We start from the raw sequence: 16554 nt of genomic DNA, 5'->3' as shown, positions 1-16554 counted from the left end.
GAACGCTACATTATCTAATAAATTGAAAGCTGATTCTATTCTCGCGCAATTTTATGAAGCAGATCCAGATTTACGATACGACGCTCCGCGATGGCGCGCAACGGGAGGGTTTGACGCTGGCTGTCGAAGATAAGCTCAAAATTGCGCGACAATTGGATAAATTGGGGATACCGTGGATTGAAGGTGGTTGGCCCGGTGCCAATCCGAAGGATGGGGAATTTTTTCGACGGTTGCAGTTGGAACCGCTGACACAGGCGGAAGTCGTCGCTTTTTGTTCGACGCGTCGCCCTGGCGGTTTAGCGGCTGAAGACAAAATGTTGGCGGCGATTCTGGCCGCTGGAACGAGATGGGTGACGATTTTTGGCAAATCTTGGGATTTGCACGTTATGGAGGGCTTACAGACCGATTTAGCTGAGAATCTGGAGATGATCCGAGACTCGATCGAGTACCTGATTTCGCAAGGTAGGCGGGTTATTTATGACGCCGAGCATTGGTTCGACGGCTATGGAGCCAATCCTGAATACGCAGTTCAAACTCTACAAACTGCGATCGCCGCTGGTGCCCAGTGGCTGGTATTTTGCGATACTAATGGCGGTACGATGCCGCAAGATATCGCCAGGATTGTATCTGAAGTAATTGAGATCGTCGATCCTACTGGACTGTTACAATTTGGCATCCACCCGCACAATGATTGCGAACTCGCCGTGGCAAATGCGATCGCGGCGGTTACTAGTGGGGTGACAATGGTACAAGGGACAATTAATGGTTATGGCGAACGCTGTGGTAATGCCAATCTCTGCTCGATTATCCCCAATCTCCAGCTCAAGCTGGGTTACTCATGTCTCACCGATCCCAATCTCACCCGCTTGACGCAAGTCAGTAGATTTGTTAGCGAAGTCGTCAATGTCGCCCCCAATGATTATGCCGCCTTTGTCGGCAAATGCGCCTTCAGTCACAAAGGTGGCATCCACGTCTCCGCTGTCGAACGCAATCCCCGCACCTACGAACACATCGCCCCCACCCAAGTCGGGAACGAACGCCGCATCGCGATCTCCGAACAATCGGGACTGAGCAATGTCCTCATCAAAGCTAGCGAGATGGGACTGACACTCACCAAATCAGATCCCCGCACCCGCCAGATCCTCGCCCGACTCAAAGAATTGGAATATCAAGGCTATCAATTTGAAGGAGCCGAGGCGAGTTTTGAGTTATTGATGCGCGATATCCTCGGACAAGCTGCGACACTATTTACGATCCAAGATTTTCAGGTGCATTGCTCGATCCTCCCTAGGCGAGACTACGCCACTACTACCCGACACCACTCCCTCGCCACAATTAAGATCGCCGTCGATGGGCAAAATATCCTCGAAGCTGCCGAAGGAAATGGCCCCGTCTCGGCTCTCGATGCCGCCTTACGCAAAGCATTGAGTCAGTTTTACCCAGAACTCACCAAGTGCTATCTCACCGATTATAAAGTGCGAATTATTGACGGCGGTGCGGGGACTTCAGCGGTGACGCGGGTATTGGTAGAGTCGAGTAATGGTATTCACCGCTGGACGACGATCGGTGTTTCTGATAATATCCTCGCAGCATCCTATCAAGCTGTCGCTCAGGGGATTGAATATGGGCTATTAGTTAAGTCTCCACAAACTTGTAGTTTGATTGATGTAAAATGAGATTAGAGATCGTATCTAACCCAGATCCCACATTTTCTAATATGAAACGGCCGATTGAGATAATCGAACCTGACATCAAAATACTCAAAGCCGCTCCCAATACAGGCGGTTATATTAATTGCTTCATGGTTCTTTTTGATAAAACTGCATTTCCGGTAGAAAAATATGGAAATCTTGAAGAGTGGCTTCAAGAAAATGAGGGTGACATATCGGACGCTATTTGTGATGATGATTTTGAATATCCTATTTATGTACTGCATTTCGCCAACATTGATGGAGGCGACGATATTGTTCTGCTAATAGAAAAAGATATTTACATTAAACAGTTCTCAACAAATATCGTGCTTTATGACAGCGCACTCACATCACACTGTATTACTAGTGTTGAAGCTGGTGGTTTTGTATATATTAAATCTGGATGTCATTACTGGAGTGCTTGTAGTCAAGAAGGCTATAATGGGCCAATTAGCTATAACTCTATGTCTAAAATATATGGCGGTGAGTATAGCTTTTTGAAGATAGATCGAGTTAGATTTTGGTCAATTTACCAATCTGCTTTAAAAATTTGGACAGAGCAGGTAACTAACTAAAGATCTGTAAACAATGAAATACCGATTTGAGCGATATGAAAAATCTATCTCTATATGAGGCTTTATAATGATTACAGATACGATCGAGCAAAGATTACTCGCAAAAATTCGCAAACTTTCAGCTACTAAAGTTGTAGAAATTGAAGACTTTATCGACTTCTTGTACGAACGTGAGATTCAATCTGATGCAAACTTGACGCTATCTGCAACTAAGCTCTCGGAAGCCACATTTGCCAAGGTCTGGAATAATCCCGAAGATGCAGCATATGATAACCTATAAATTTGGAGATGTTGTTCTCGTGCCCTTTCCATTTACAGACCAAAGCACCAGCAAGAAACGACCTGCAATCGTAATTAGCTCCGAGCTGTACAATCAATGTAAATCAGATCTAATTTTAATTGCCGTTACCAGCCAAGTGAATAAAGATCTGGAACTTGGTGAAGTACTTATTAACGACTGGTCTGCTGCTGGGCTGTTGAAGCTTTCAGCTATTAAGCCAGTTATTACCACGGTCGAACAAAATTTAGTAATTAGGGTATTGGGGAAGTTAGAATCTTTAGATATTAAAGCATTACAAGGTATGATGAAGCAAATTATCACCATCTAAAGATCTGAATCGCCGTGGCGGTTACTCTAAGTCCAGAGTCAGCGATCTGACCCAGCGATCGGGTATTAATGATACTTGCCCATCCAAACTATCTGTCTTGGTGTACCACCACGCCCACGCAATCAACACAGCTTGCAATGGTAATCTACCCCAGCGCAATACCGCTGAATCGGGGATATTTGGGAGATCGATCGCATTGACTGCCATATTGATATTGGCTGGAAAGACGGCGATAAATAAGATGAGTAAGCCCCAAGCGGCGGCTTGGCTGACTGGCGGTACCAAAATCCCAATTCCGCCCAAAATTTCAAAGAAGCCGCTGATATAAACCAATGCCAAATGAGCGGGAAAATAATCGGGCACGATCTTGACGAATGGATCGGGGATGACAAAGTGCATAATCCCGACGACGATGATGCAGATAGCGAGGATGACTCGCAGTTGTTCTTTGCGCGTAGTTGCAATCAATCGGTGGCGGAGCCTCCGTCTTGCGAAATCGGCTTGAGGAGTATCAGGATGCATGGCTTTTGGGTGAAATCCAACAGGCGTATGATTCATCATAGAGGCGATCGCCAGATCGCTCCATCCATATTTAGGCAGATATCTGACCCTCGCAACGAAAAAGTCTCGCAATTTTTAGCATTAAATCAAACCCAGGCGATCGATCGATTACCAACTAGCTCATCAAATGACTCTGCGCCAGCAAATTATTGTAGCTACGATCTCTTATGCGGTTATCATCTATGCGATCTCCTATCTCGAAGTGTGGATGAACCCGTACTGGTATGATAACTCTCCAAACCTAGAATATATCCCTGTCTCCGAGCGGTGGGTATGGGCTTTGTGGGGATATTTAGCTTATTTTGGGTTGGGATTACCGCTATTGCTTGCGACAATTGCCGTTATGGTTTGTCACTCACGGCGGTAGCAAAAATCCAGAAGCTCGGAAAAGGTGAGCGAGTGCCCACCTTTACTGTGAATAGAGGCTATTTAGTAGTTACTTGTTGATGGCGGGTGGGGATCTCGGCGGGAGCTGATGCGGACATCCAGAGTAAATTTTGTAACACTGTCATACCAGCGATCGCTAGCAGTGAACCAGCCACCGAAATCTTAGAAAGTTTAACTGAGTCGAGAACTGTCAGATCGTGAGTCGATTTAGATGCAATTGAGGTAAAAGTCATGTGATTTTCTCCTAATCTTATCGATATCTACAGCGAACATGCTCCGGTTTTCGCAAATATCCAGATGGCGATCTGCCTGGAAGATGCTGCAATCTCCATATTCTAACGCGATCTTTTTGGCTCAGACCGCATTCATAGGCCGAGCCTACTCTCGGTAGTCGCCCGTGAAGGTAGCCGCCGCGCTGGAAGTGAGTAGCTGTCCCAATGAGATCCGATCGATGCGCGCACATCCGCTCTGCTATATTTATAGTCGATCGCTTCTGGCGGCGATCGATGGGCACACATCACAGTCAATAGCGAGATCTTCACCAAATTACTAATATGAGCTACTCTTCTACTCTTCTGGCAGGTCAAAAAGCACTGGTAACGGGTGGTAGTTCTGGCATCGGTGCTGGGATTGCCCTGCATTTAGCCGCATGTGGTGCAGCGGTTGTGGTCAATTATCTTTCTGACGCTGACGCCGCCCATCAAATCGTCGCCCAGATCGAAGCCGCCCACGGCGAAGCCTTCGCGATTCAAGCAAATGTCGGTCGAGAAGAGGAAGTGCAAGCCATGTTCGGCCAGATGTGCGATCGCTTTGGGACGATCGATATTTTAGTCAACAATTCGGGCATCCAAAAAGACGCTGCCTTTGTCGAGATGAGTCTCGACGATTGGAACAAGGTAATTGAGACCAATCTCACCGGACAATTTTTGTGCGCGCGCGAAGCTGCCAAGGAGTTCTTGCGGCGGGGGGTGCAGCCGGATATTTCCAGCGCAGCAGGGAAGATTATCTGCATGTCTTCCGTTCACCAAGTCATCCCGTGGGCGGGGCACGTCAATTATGCCGCCAGTAAGGGCGGGGTCGATCTGCTGATGCGGACGATCGCTCAAGAACTCGCACCGCACAAAATCCGTATCAATAGTATCGCTCCTGGCGCGATCGCTACTCCCATCAATCAATCGGCTTGGGATAGCCCCGCCGCCGCCGCCAAGTTACTTCAACTCATTCCCGCCAAACGGATCGGTAATGTCGATGACATCGGCAGAGCGGCAGTCTGGCTAGCTTCGGATGACTCCGATTATGTCACTGGGACGACGCTATTTGTAGACGGTGGGATGACGCTATATCCAGCATTTGCGGAAAATGGTTGAGGATTGCCAAAAGATTGTAGCTGTTGGGTTTCGTGCCTCAACCCAACCTACATACATCTTATATTTAATTTCACTTACCTACTTATCAACTATCAACTCTCTAAACGCAGACTAGTTGCGGCGTGAGTCGATCGAGAATTTGTTTCAATACCAATGCTGTCCAGTCGATATCAGCCGTAGTGTTACTGCGACCGAGCGTGAGGCGAATTCCACCTACTGCATCAGTTTGGCTATACCCCATCGCCAGCAGGACAGGGCTGGGAGTCAGTTTGCCACTCGCACAAGCAGCCCCAGAACTGATACCGATGCCAGCGAGATTGAGCTGGCGGACGATCGTTTTGCCAGTAATGGGTGCGATCGGATGGCAGCGCGGGATCTGGAGCCAAAAGCTGAGGTGATGGGGGAGGCGGTGGTGGCGATCCCCAGTCGGGACGAGTAACGGGCAATCAGCTAGCAGCTCGAATAATCGATCGCGCAGCCCAACTAATCTACTACTTTCTACTACCAATTCTTCACTAGCTAATTCTGCTGCTACGCCAAAACCCGCAATTTGGGGCACGGCTTGAGTCCCAGATCGCCATCCCAGCTCTTGCCCACCACCAGCGAGGAGGGGAACGAGTGCCAACCCTGGACGAATGTAGAGTGCGCCTGCGCCCTGTGGACCATATAATTTGTGACTAGATATTGAGAGGAGATCGATCCCCAATTTTTGAACGTCGATCGCGATTTTGCCAGCAGCTTGGACGGCATCAGTATGGAAACAAACTTGGTGCTGGTTGCAGATCGCCGCTAGTTCGGCGATCGGTTGGATCGTGCCGACTTCACTTTGGGCGTAGATGATGGATACTAGTACTGTATTTGGACGGATTGCGGTCGCCAGATCTTCAGGATCGACCCGTCCCGATCGATCGACGGGCAATCTAGTTACTTGCCATCCTCTACTTTCCAACCAGCTCACAGGTGCGCTAATTGATGAATGTTCGACACTGGAAATGATTAAATGTTGGGGGGTATCGTACAAATTTGCCACCCCCATGATTGCTTGATTATTGGCTTCAGTTCCACCCGATGTAAAGGCGATCGCGTCGGGATTGGCAGTGATTAATGCTGCTACTTGAAATCTCGCCTGTTCGATCGCCGTCGATGCCCGTTCGCCCCATTGATGGATACTCGAAGGGTTGCCCCATGCTGCGGTCATCACTCCGTGCATCGCGGCGATCGCTTCGGTGCGAGTAGGAGTCGTCGCACTATGATCTAGATAAATCTGCATAGACTATGATAAATATTTAGCTTCATTTAATTGATTTTAAATTAAGAATACTTGTTAATTATAAATATAAAAATCTATTGCGATCTTTAACTAAAAGTTTTAATTCTCTTGCGCTTCCATTCTCTAATATAATCGCACTAAACATCACTTAATGCAATCATATTACTCAACCTTCACCCACTAGTTGAAAACCCTACTACCACCCTAATGAAGAACAGGGGTTGAAATCTTCCACCTTTGGGTAGATTGTTGAAGACAAGGGCGGGGACACATCCCCACCCTAAAAACTTCGCTCTCTCGATTCGCTGTCTTGACCCAAACACATGCGGAGGGAACCTCCGCGTGATTTGGGTTGCTAAACCGTCGGCAGAGCCGACGAGCGCGAATCGCTGTCAACTGTCAACTGTTAACTACCTGGCTTGCAGATATTGTAATCTTCATGTGATAACACTTCTTTCGGTTGCAAAATACCATCCTCCTCAAAACAGAGCATTCGGTAATTGCGAGTCACCGGGATGCTAATTACTAGACGATTATGGCGTAGCCTTTTTCCACCAAACTCTCGATAGTTCCTGCGATCTTGTAAACCGATAATAATATTTCTAGCTTTTAAAACTACATGCGATGGCAAGCTTTTTAGATCGATCGGATCGAAAGCAAAGCTATCATGCCAACTACGCTTTTTCTCTTTCTTTTCATTCTCACCCACTTCCTCTTGGAGACAGCGGTGACAAATCTGTCCGTAGCCTTTATGACCGCATTGGAACATTTTTCGGCGTCTGCTCATAATATATACCTCGATATCTAATGTAGTTTGTAAAAATGGTAATTAAGCAGTTACAAATTAGCTGCATAGAAATTTAAACAATGATGGCGATGCTACCAATTTAACCTGGCGGGCGATCTAGTTACCAATTTGGCCTTGGTATAGCAAATCCGTACCCTAGAGTAACAATCTTCAATCTTAAAAGTCAATCGTCAGATCCACAGCGATTGTCAAATACTTGAGTAATGAATGATACACTCGATTAAGTGCAGACTGCATATTCAGACTACCCAAAATCATGGTCGCATTCATCGTAACGAGCGATTAACTTATTATTTATCCTTCATCGTTTTTAAGTTTTCCTGTGAAATTTCGACGATTTAACAGTGCTTTGGGTACATCATCCTCCTCTCTCCTATCTAGTTTAGCTCTTGGGAGCGTCGGTATTGCCATTTTTTGTGGATATTGGTTCTGGTTCCGTTCCTCATCGGCAACTCAAGCCAAGTTACCACCATTACCACAAGATGAGTCTATTCAAGTTTATTTCAATCACGATCGCAGCGCGGAATTTACCGAACCTTATCGCTCCAAAAATAGGCTAGGCACAGATCTAGCCGCTAAGTTAATTGCCGCCATCAATGCGGCACAGTCTCAGATCGATGTAGCAGTACAAGAGTTTCAATTGCCCAATATCGCCCAAGCTTTGGCAGCAAAATCGCAGGCAGGAATTAAGGTACGGGTGATTTTGGAACACAACTATAGTCGTTCCTTGAGTGAATTGACAGTCGCTGATGTGGATGGATTGACAACTCGGGAGGGGAAACGCTATCGCGAATTTCAAAAATTGGTAGATATCGATGGTGATGGGACTCTCACTCAGTCGGAAATCGGTCAACGCGATGCACTAACTATCTTGCGAACTGCTAAAATCCCGATTGTTGATGATACGGCAGATGGTTCGCGCGGCAGTGGTTTGATGCACCATAAGTTCATGGTGATAGATGGACGTCAAGTGATGGTGACGTCGGCAAATTGGACAATGAGTGATATCTATGGCGATTTTGGCAATCCAGATAGTGAGGGCAATCAAAACAATCTGGTCCAGATCGAGAGTAGCCAATTAGCGGCCGCATTTGCGACGGAGTTCGATCTGATGTGGGGAGATGGCAACCCAGTCAATCAAATTAGCCAATTTAAGGCGCGCAAACCAGCGCGTCCAGCAGTTGAAGTGCTAGTCGGCAAAACACGCGTCTGGGTGCAATTTTCACCGACTTCCAAGCAACTGGCATGGGAGGATAGTAGTAGTGGCTCGATCGCTAAGTTGCTCGGTAGTAGCTCACAACGAATCGATCTGGCTCTGTTTGTCTTTTCGGAGCCTGGATTGGCAAGTGTTGTACAAGCGCAGTCTCAGCAGGGTGTCAAGGTACGCGGCATTATCGATCGCGAGTTTGCTTATCGGGATTATAGTTCGGCTTTGACGCTCATGGGTGTGGATGGTCGCAATATTTGTCAAGCTGCTGTAAGTTCGTCGCCACCATTGGATACAATTGGCGTACCGACTTTACCGACGGGAGATCTGCTGCATCATAAGTTTGCCGTCATCGATCGCCATACTGTAATTACAGGTTCGCACAATTGGTCTAATGCTGCCAATTATCGCAATGATGAGACTCTATTGATCGTCCATGATAATCTCACTGTCGCGGCACATTTCGATCGCGAGTTCGACAGACTTTACGAACGCGCGGTGATGGGCATTCCCGCTCGGCTCAAGCAAAAACATTGCTAACCCAGCCTGTAGGGTATGTTAGGCTCAAACCGTAACGCACCAGTATCCGTGCGAAGACTATCGATCGCGAGAGATCGGCAGTCCGCTATCATCGAAATTAGAGCCGCTGTGGAGGTCAAACGATCGTGCCTCAAATTTCTAGCTGGACAGATCTACTTATTCAAGTTATCTCTGAAGATATCGGGCGAATTGCCTGGAATAGTTTTCTCGCACTAGTACCACTAGTTTTGAGTTTCTCGCTATTCTATCAGCCGCGATCGCGCTGGTTTTCTAATGTTACTTATATTTTACTAACTATTAGTTTCATTGTCGGTATCAAGAAATACAATAATGGAGATTTATTAGTATCTTTAGTCAGGACACTTGCTGTCTGGTGGGAAGATAGCACTATTTTAACCTTAATTTCACTCTGCTCGATCGTGTTATTAGTAACTGTCGATCGGCGATTTCGGTCACCACCAGCTCGAAATCGATCGCTCTTGTGGTGGATCGGGTTATGCTTATTTACGGCGATCTTACCCAACGCACCTTACATCTTGACCGATGTAATTCATTTTTACGATGCTGTTCGCGCGATCGACTCTGCCTGGACGATCACTTTAGTTGTTGTCCCAATTTATCTGATATTTATTGGTGTTGGGTGGTTTGCCTATGTATTCTCACTGATTAATGTCGGACGATATTTGATGACATCTCATCTGGATAACTATATAAATATCGCTGAATTAAGTCTCCATTTCTTGTGTGCGATCGGAATTTATATCGGTAGATTTCTGCGATTCAATAGTTGGAATATAGTGACGCATCCCCAGAAAATTATCAGTGTTTTACCAGAAGAGTTGATTGGTAAGTTTCCCGTGGTGGTGATTTTGTTGACGTTCTCCATTATTGCGCTCCTCTACGCGATTTGTAAGCCGATGGGAGCGAGATCGTCTGTCTATCGAGCATAGGGTGATGATGAGCGCGACGGGTGGGCTGCGCCAACGATTTCTATTGACCGATGTGCTGGATGTTGCTAAGATTGTTTTGAGATTGAACACTATTCCGATCTAAATACAGTAGATATATGAAAGACAACGCCACCAGCGGCAGCCAGCGGATGACAAGATCGGTCTCAGGATTATTTATCGGTGTGGGTTTGAGCCTTGCTGTAGTTGCTTGCGGTCAGGCTGGCGATTCACCGTCAGCAGGTAATGCTCCGGCTGGTACAGAGCCGAAAAAAGATGTCGAAGTGACCCTTGTTGGCTATGCTATTCCCAAAGCTGCTCATGATGTCATCATCAAAAAGTTCGTCACTAAATGGCAGCAGGAAAACAACCAAAAAGTCACATTCAGACAAACTTATGGTGGTTCCGGTTCTCAAACCCGTGCGGTGATTGATGGATTACCTGCGGATATCGTGCATTTAGCGGTGGGTAGCGATGTTGACAAAATAGCCCAATCTGCCCTGGTAGCGAAAGATTGGGCGAAAAAGTTACCCAACAATGCCATTGTCGCGCGGAGTGTGGTCGCGATCGTCCTCCGCCCAGGCAATCCCAAACAAATAAAATCCTTTGCAGATTTGGCGCGTCCCGATGTCAAATGGGTGACAGCCGATCCCAAAACATCCGGCGGCGCGCGGTGGAACGTTCTAGCGTTATGGAATAGTGCCATCAAATCTGGTGCAAATGAAGCTAAAGCAACCGAGTTGGTCGCTAGTGCCTTTAGAAACGTCGTTGTTCAGCCCAAAGATGCCCGTGAAGCTACTGATGCTTTCGCCAAGCAGGGACAAGGAGACGCGTTACTAAACTATGAAAATGAGACGATCTTTGCCAAAGAAAGAGGTCAAGCACTCGATTATGTCGTGCCAGATGTAAATATCTCGATCGATACTCCAGTCGCCATTATCGATAAAAATGTCGATAAACACGGCAACCGTGAAGTCGTCGAAGCCTTTGCCAAATATCTCTTCACGCCTGAATCTCAAGCCGAATTTGTGAAATTGGGTTACCGTCCAGCCGCAACGGTGACAGATCCCCGCTTCTCACCAGTAAAAACATTGGGTACTGTGGCGGAATATGGCGGTTGGAATAATGTTCAGCAGAAATTCTTTGAAGATGGCGGTATTTACGACAAAATTCAAGCTGGTAAAAAATAGTTAAATAAGGTATCGATAATTTTAACGATCGCTTTATCTGCTCTGACCAACTGATGGCTGACTCACCTGGCGAAGAATTGAACCCCGATCTCGTTGGTGTTGGCAAAGCCTGCCGTAGCGGCGCGTGAGCCGGAGGTTCCCTCCGGCATAGAACGCGACAAGACAGGCACAGCCTCTCCGCTGAAGAATCGATTCACACCGCAATGTAAATTGGAGGATAAATAGATGGCACATCAATGTTGTGGCCCTGGTTATGTCTCGCCGCAAGCAGCGATGACAGCAGAGCGGGAGCAATTGTTATATACGATCGCGCTGTACACGGGTACGGACATCCAAGAGCCAGACTATCTTGCCACGATCGATAGCGATCCCGCATCGCCGACGTATTCCCAAGTGATTCACCGTTTACCGATGCCATATATCGGTGACGAACTGCATCATTTTGGCTGGAATGCTTGTAGCTCTTGTCACGATGATACTAGTAAATCACGGCGATTCTTGGTGATTCCCGGCATTCGCTCCAGTCGGATTTATATCATCGATACTGCCGATAGCAAAGCACCCAAAATCCACAAAGTCATCGAACCAGAAGAGATTAAGGCTAAAACCAATTTGACAGCTCCCCATACCGTTCACTGTCTCGCAACCAGTCAAATTATGGTGTCGATGCTCGGCGACGCGGAGGGTAATGCTCCAGGTGGTTTTTTGCTCCTAGATGAAAACTTCGATATTACTGGACGGTGGGAACATCAAGCCAATGCGATCGAGTTTAACTATGACTTCTGGTACCAGCCACGTCACAATGTGATGGTTAGCAGCGAGTGGGCAGCACCCAAAACCTTTTATCCAGGCTTCGATCTCAATGATGTCTCGGCGGGCAATTACGGTCAACATTTATACTTTTGGGACTGGCAAAAACGGGAAGTTATCCAAACTGTCGATTTGGGTGCGGAGGGATTAATTCCGCTAGAAGTCCGGTTTCTTCACAATCCCGATAGCACGCATGGATATGTTGGAGCGGCTTTGAGTAGTAATATTTGGCACTGGCATCGAGACAACAACGATTGGCAAGTTAGTAAAGTTGTCGATGTGCCAGCGGTCGAATTAGCAGGCTGGGATTTTCCCGTCCCATCGCTGATTACAGATTTATTAATCTCAATGGACGATCGCTATCTCTATTTCTCAAACTGGTTACATGGAGACATTCGCCAGTATGATATCAGCGATCCCGCCCGTCCCCAACTAGTCGGGCAAGTCTGGTGTGGCGGCTTGCTGGAGCAAGGTGGCGAAATTAAAGGGCACAAGCTATCGGGTGGCCCTCAAATGCTGCAATTGAGCTTGGATGGCAAGCGGCTGTATGTCACGAGTTCGCTATTTAGCACTTGGGACAATCAATTTTATCCAGACATGAATCAAACTGGGTCTTATATGCTACAGATTGATTGCGATCTCGATAAGGGTGGACTCTCAATTAATGAAGATTTTTACATCGATTTTGGGCGCGAACCCAAAGGTGCGGCGCGCGCACATGAGATGCGCTATCCCGGTGGTGATTGTACTTCAGATATTTGGATCTAGATGGATACCTATCGAGTTGAGTTGGTAAATCGGGGCGGCATCGCAATTGATGTCGCTCCCGATGTCCAGATGTTAACGGCAATTGAAGCATCGGGCTTGCGCTTGCCCGTTGGCTGCCGCGATGGCGTTTGCATTACGTGTGCTGCTAAATTAATCTCAGGCGAAGTCGATCGATCTGCCGAACGGTGTCTCAAGCCAGACCAAATTGCCGCTGGATACGTGTTATTGTGCGTGGCGTATGCCCGATCTGATTGTCAATTTGAAGTTGGGATCGAAAGTCAAGCGGCTTTGTATCCCAACCCTTTTAAAAGTCGAGCGATTAATCTTTAACGTCTTACACAAAAAGTAGTCCAGCTTCGGCGGACTTTGCATCACTAGCCACGATTTGCGACGCGCGTTCTGGAGGTTCCATCCAGGTCGAGTGCGTCAAGACACAATCGTAGGCATTTCTCACACCCCAGCCAGCGAAGGCAACTTAACGACCTCAACATCTGGCAAATCTTGAAATAACGCCGTGCTGAGATAGCGTTCACCAAAACTGGGTTGAATGAACACAATGAGCTTATCAGCGTTTTCTGGACGTTTGCCAATTTGAATCGCTGCCCACAAAGCCGCTCCCGCTGAAATCCCCGACAGTAGCCCTTCCTCTCTGGCTAGCCGACGACCGAAGTTAATGCTGTCATCATCGGTCACCTGAATTACCTCATCAATGAGATCTGTCCGCAGTACCTGTGGTACGAATCCCGCGCCGATTCCTTGAATTTTGTGCGCTCCTGGTTTACCTCCAGACAAGACATGACTATTCATCGGTTCGACAGCCACAACTTTGAAACTCGGTTTGCGGGGCTTGATCGCTTCGGCAATACCCGTAATCGTGCCGCCAGTACCGACCCCACCGACGATGATATCGATCGCGCCATCGGTATCTGCCAACAATTCTTCGGCGGTAGTTTCGCGGTGAATTTGAGGGTTAGCAGGATTGTTAAACTGTTGAGGCATAAAAGCATTGGGCAATCCAGCGACGATTTCCTCGGCGCGGCGAATTGCCCCCTTCATCCCCTCAGCTCCTGGAGTTAATTCCAACTGTGCGCCGTAGGCTTTGAGCATGGCGCGGCGTTCCAAACTCATGGTTTCTGGCATCGTTAGGATCAGTCGATAACCCTTAGCTGCTGCGACCATTGCTAGGGCAATTCCGGTGTTCCCCGAAGTTGGTTCGACAATGATGCTTTTGCCTGGTACGATCTGCCCTGCGGCTTCGGCGGCGGCAATCATGCTCGCCCCAATCCGATCTTTGACTGAGGCGGCAGGGTTCATCCCTTCCAATTTAACTAAAATTTCTGCTTTGCAACCTGCCGATTGGGGAATGCGATTGAGTCTGACTAACGGAGTTTTACCGATTAATTCTGTAATATTCTTAGCAATTTTCATAATTATTCTCTCTTTTTCAAACTATTGTTACCAATTAAATTCCTGCACCATAGAGGAAATCTTCGATCGCTCGATCGGTTTCTGCTACATCCTGAACGCCAAAGTTTTCGACATCTTCTGCACTATTCGGATGCAGTCGAGCGTGGAGATCTCGAACTTGCTGTTCTAAACTCTTAATTCGATCGAATAACTTACTAATGACTTCAGCTTCGAGATCGGGTAAATTGTCCTGATTTCGGGATGTATCGATCGTCCGACTGCCATTGCGAATTACGCGTCCGGGAATACCGACAACAGTGCAATCGCTGGGAATATCTCTCAACACGACCGCACCCGCACCGATGCTCGTGCGATCGCCAATCTGAATATTACCTAAAATCTTGGCTCCCGCCCCCACCAAGACATTATTGCCCAGGGTGGGATGGCGTTTACCCGTTTCTTTGCCAGTACCGCCGAGTGTTACGCCTTGATAAATGACCACGCCATCGCCAATAATTGCAGTTTCACCAATTACGACTCCCGTACCGTGGTCGATAAATACCCCTTTGCCAATTGTGGCACCAGGATGAATTTCAATCCCTGTCAAAAATCGATTCAAACTTGCCATAAATCGCGGCAAAAAGGGCACGCCCAGACAATACAACCAATGAAATAATCGGTAGCAAGATATCGCCTGAAAACCAGGATAGCAACATAAGATTTCCAACCAATTTCGGGCGGCTGGATCGCGTTGTTTAATAATTTGCCAATCGGCGATCGCGACTTCGATCGGGTTAGTGGGAGTTCTAGATTGAATCCGATCGATTGCTATGGCTGCTCCTTGGCGACAGCCCGCCGTTAGGCATAGCCGCTCCGGCGGATAATCGTGCTGATTTGTCTGGGTTAGGTGCTGGGTATCATTCATATCACATCTACCTATCTGAAATAATCATGTTTTGAGTAAATACTACTATTTACCTATCTACTTACCGTTATTATTACGATCGACTTTAACACAGGTCATGCTAAGATAGCAAATGAATCTACTGTAAGCCCATAATATTACCGTAGATGTCTTACTGTTGGCGATCGTCCACGATCGCACTAAGGCACCACTATATTACAGATTGAAATGTGACAGACCGTACCCAACGGACCCAACTGACAGACAAGTTTACTAACTATTTAGAGCAAAGAGGCGAATCTAAATGACCAATCTATCCTTGAGCGCATCTCAACCAAGAGTTTTACAATCGATCGATATTAATATTCCGCAGCAACTACATCAGGAGCCAGTCCTAGCCAAACTTATTAGTAACTATCATCTCATCGTAAATTTTCAAGCAGCAGTATTAGATCGCAAAGCTACTGGCGGTGGCTGGTTTAATCTTAATTTAGAAGGTCATCCGCAAGATATCGAATAGGCTCTAAAAGATCTCCAGCAGTTAGGAGTAACAATTTTCTCTCATGGTTTGGTGGCAATTGATGTGGGTGCCGCATCTCATCTGAAAAATCGTTCCGATCTCGATCCAAAAGATCCTCGATTAACGATAAATACTAACTAACAATACCACCGTATTAGTCAATTTTTGATTCTTAAAAATTTGAAGAAGCGACTGATGTGGTGGGCTTATTGTTAGGAAATATCGAGTAATTAATTACAGATTCGATCGCTATTATGATAAATAGGGAACCAGAGCTTTGCTATTACTTTGCCTATGGCTCGTGCATGTGCCATGTAGATTTACAGCGCACATTGCAAGAAGATGTCGAGCCTTATATCATTGGGATGGCAACACTGACAGGTTATCGATTTGGCTTTTATTACTATGCCCAGCATCGCAACTGTGGGGCATTAGACATCGTACCCGATCGGGACTCAACAGTTCATGGAGTCTTATATCGACTACCTGCTAGGCTAATTCCGGCTTTAGATCTGCGCGAACATGTACCTCAAGGTGGCTATCGCCATGAATTGGTAAATGTGCGGTGTCAAGATCGGCATTATTTTCAGGTGAAGACTTATGTGGTAGTGGATAAATTGCCAACGGAATACCCCCCCAATGACTGGTATACAGGAGTTGTGATGCGCGGTGCAGCTACCTGTAATTTACCTACTGCTTACCGCCATCAGCTCCACGCACATATCCAGCAACTTCAACAAAGGCAACCCAGCGATTTGGCGGCTGCCTAGATCCAAGTTTAGATAGATTATTCATTTAGTCAAGCTATTATTAACCCATCAAGAAATTTCAGAAATTGTCGGCACGTCGAGAGTTATAGCAGTCGCCACATCGGTTAAGACACTCTAGATCTCAGTCCGCGTAGCGATGCGCGCTCCTCGGGTTCCCCGAGGGTTTAGCGCATCAAGACAGGCGGACTTTGCAGCACTAGCGGCGATTTTAATCGCTGTGCTGT

At 46.9% G+C, this 16554-nt stretch carries 19 protein-coding genes; 13 read left to right on the top strand and 6 right to left on the bottom strand.

Annotation, left to right across the window (positions count from 1 at the left end; translation table 11 throughout):
- Nucleotides 1-53: 53 nt before the first annotated feature.
- The 4 genes from cimA (at nucleotide 54) to ACEW9I_RS01105 (ending at nucleotide 2874) form a co-directional block, all read left to right on the top strand.
- Complete coding sequence (gene cimA, locus ACEW9I_RS01120) at nucleotides 54-1676, top strand: citramalate synthase (protein ID WP_373538537.1); 1623 nt, start codon at nucleotides 54-56, stop codon at nucleotides 1674-1676.
- 41 nt (nucleotides 1677-1717) lie between these two features.
- The gene (locus ACEW9I_RS01115) at nucleotides 1718-2266 is read left to right on the top strand and encodes a hypothetical protein (protein ID WP_373538536.1); all 549 of its coding nucleotides are present in this window, start codon (nucleotides 1718-1720) and stop codon (nucleotides 2264-2266) included.
- Nucleotides 2267-2333: 67 nt separating this feature from the next.
- Nucleotides 2334-2546 (top strand): toxin-antitoxin system, antitoxin component, Xre family protein, encoded by a 213-nt coding sequence (locus tag ACEW9I_RS01110; protein WP_373538535.1) that lies wholly within the window; start codon nucleotides 2334-2336, stop codon nucleotides 2544-2546.
- Nucleotides 2524-2874, top strand: a complete 351-nt coding sequence (locus ACEW9I_RS01105; protein WP_373538534.1) for a type II toxin-antitoxin system PemK/MazF family toxin — start codon at nucleotides 2524-2526, stop codon at nucleotides 2872-2874. The genes ACEW9I_RS01110 and ACEW9I_RS01105 overlap by 23 nt, the downstream gene beginning before the upstream one ends.
- A gap of 21 nt (nucleotides 2875-2895) precedes the next feature.
- On the opposite strand, the gene ACEW9I_RS01100 is transcribed toward ACEW9I_RS01105, so the two are convergent.
- Nucleotides 2896-3435, bottom strand: coding sequence for a hypothetical protein (locus tag ACEW9I_RS01100; RefSeq protein WP_373538533.1), 540 nt, complete (start codon nucleotides 3433-3435; stop codon nucleotides 2896-2898).
- A 127-nt stretch (nucleotides 3436-3562) separates the two neighbouring features.
- Here ACEW9I_RS01100 and ACEW9I_RS01095 point away from each other — a divergent pair, with 127 nt between their 5' ends.
- Entirely contained in the window at nucleotides 3563-3802 is a 240-nt protein-coding gene (locus ACEW9I_RS01095) for a hypothetical protein (RefSeq protein ID WP_373538532.1), read from the top strand.
- A gap of 58 nt (nucleotides 3803-3860) precedes the next feature.
- Here ACEW9I_RS01095 and ACEW9I_RS01090 read toward each other — a convergent pair whose 3' ends face one another.
- Nucleotides 3861-4055, bottom strand: a complete 195-nt coding sequence (locus tag ACEW9I_RS01090; protein WP_373538531.1) for a hypothetical protein — start codon at nucleotides 4053-4055, stop codon at nucleotides 3861-3863.
- 321 nt (nucleotides 4056-4376) lie between these two features.
- Here ACEW9I_RS01090 and ACEW9I_RS01085 point away from each other — a divergent pair, with 321 nt between their 5' ends.
- The gene (locus tag ACEW9I_RS01085) at nucleotides 4377-5189 is read left to right on the top strand and encodes a glucose 1-dehydrogenase (RefSeq protein ID WP_373538530.1); all 813 of its coding nucleotides are present in this window, start codon (nucleotides 4377-4379) and stop codon (nucleotides 5187-5189) included.
- Nucleotides 5190-5289: 100 nt separating this feature from the next.
- Here the strand turns inward: ACEW9I_RS01085 and ACEW9I_RS01080 are convergent, their stop codons facing one another.
- Both ACEW9I_RS01080 and ACEW9I_RS01075 read right to left on the bottom strand, forming a co-directional pair.
- Nucleotides 5290-6459, bottom strand: a complete 1170-nt coding sequence (locus ACEW9I_RS01080; protein ID WP_373538529.1) for a cysteine desulfurase family protein — start codon at nucleotides 6457-6459, stop codon at nucleotides 5290-5292.
- A 406-nt stretch (nucleotides 6460-6865) separates the two neighbouring features.
- On the bottom strand, nucleotides 6866-7246 hold the full coding sequence (locus ACEW9I_RS01075; protein ID WP_373538528.1) for a hypothetical protein: 381 nt from the start codon (nucleotides 7244-7246) through the stop codon (nucleotides 6866-6868).
- A gap of 343 nt (nucleotides 7247-7589) precedes the next feature.
- Between ACEW9I_RS01075 and ACEW9I_RS01070 the strand changes: the two genes are divergently transcribed.
- The 5 genes from ACEW9I_RS01070 to ACEW9I_RS01050 all read left to right on the top strand — a co-directional run bounded on the left by ACEW9I_RS01070 (nucleotide 7590) and on the right by ACEW9I_RS01050 (nucleotide 13059).
- Nucleotides 7590-9014 (top strand): phosphatidylserine/phosphatidylglycerophosphate/cardiolipin synthase family protein, encoded by a 1425-nt coding sequence (locus ACEW9I_RS01070; protein WP_373538527.1) that lies wholly within the window; start codon nucleotides 7590-7592, stop codon nucleotides 9012-9014.
- A gap of 125 nt (nucleotides 9015-9139) precedes the next feature.
- The gene (locus tag ACEW9I_RS01065; protein ID WP_373538526.1) at nucleotides 9140-9964 is read left to right on the top strand and encodes a DUF1361 domain-containing protein; all 825 of its coding nucleotides are present in this window, start codon (nucleotides 9140-9142) and stop codon (nucleotides 9962-9964) included.
- 116 nt (nucleotides 9965-10080) lie between these two features.
- The gene (locus ACEW9I_RS01060; protein ID WP_373538525.1) at nucleotides 10081-11151 is read left to right on the top strand and encodes a sulfate ABC transporter substrate-binding protein; all 1071 of its coding nucleotides are present in this window, start codon (nucleotides 10081-10083) and stop codon (nucleotides 11149-11151) included.
- Nucleotides 11152-11376: 225 nt separating this feature from the next.
- Complete coding sequence (locus ACEW9I_RS01055; protein ID WP_373538524.1) at nucleotides 11377-12729, top strand: selenium-binding family protein; 1353 nt, start codon at nucleotides 11377-11379, stop codon at nucleotides 12727-12729.
- Nucleotides 12730-13059 carry a 2Fe-2S iron-sulfur cluster-binding protein gene (locus tag ACEW9I_RS01050; RefSeq protein WP_373538523.1) on the top strand — a complete coding sequence of 110 codons (330 nt, stop codon included), beginning with the start codon at nucleotides 12730-12732 and terminating at the stop codon, nucleotides 13057-13059.
- 120 nt (nucleotides 13060-13179) lie between these two features.
- On the opposite strand, the gene cysK is transcribed toward ACEW9I_RS01050, so the two are convergent.
- Together cysK and cysE are read right to left on the bottom strand one after the other, a co-directional pair.
- Nucleotides 13180-14157, bottom strand: coding sequence for a cysteine synthase A (cysK, locus tag ACEW9I_RS01045; RefSeq protein WP_373538522.1), 978 nt, complete (start codon nucleotides 14155-14157; stop codon nucleotides 13180-13182).
- Nucleotides 14158-14191: 34 nt separating this feature from the next.
- Nucleotides 14192-15061, bottom strand: coding sequence for a serine O-acetyltransferase (gene cysE / locus ACEW9I_RS01040; protein WP_373538521.1), 870 nt, complete (start codon nucleotides 15059-15061; stop codon nucleotides 14192-14194).
- 283 nt (nucleotides 15062-15344) lie between these two features.
- Between cysE and ACEW9I_RS01035 the strand changes: the two genes are divergently transcribed.
- Both ACEW9I_RS01035 and ACEW9I_RS01030 read left to right on the top strand, forming a co-directional pair.
- Nucleotides 15345-15560, top strand: coding sequence for an NIL domain-containing protein (locus tag ACEW9I_RS01035; protein WP_373538520.1), 216 nt, complete (start codon nucleotides 15345-15347; stop codon nucleotides 15558-15560).
- A gap of 254 nt (nucleotides 15561-15814) precedes the next feature.
- Nucleotides 15815-16330, top strand: a complete 516-nt coding sequence (locus ACEW9I_RS01030; protein ID WP_373538519.1) for a gamma-glutamylcyclotransferase — start codon at nucleotides 15815-15817, stop codon at nucleotides 16328-16330.
- Nucleotides 16331-16554: the final 224 nt, after the last annotated feature.

This window comes from Chamaesiphon sp. (genome assembly GCF_041738855.1).
Taxonomy (GTDB): Bacteria; Cyanobacteriota; Cyanobacteriia; order Cyanobacteriales; family Chamaesiphonaceae; genus Chamaesiphon.
This window is presented reverse-complemented; position numbering and strand designations above follow the sequence as displayed.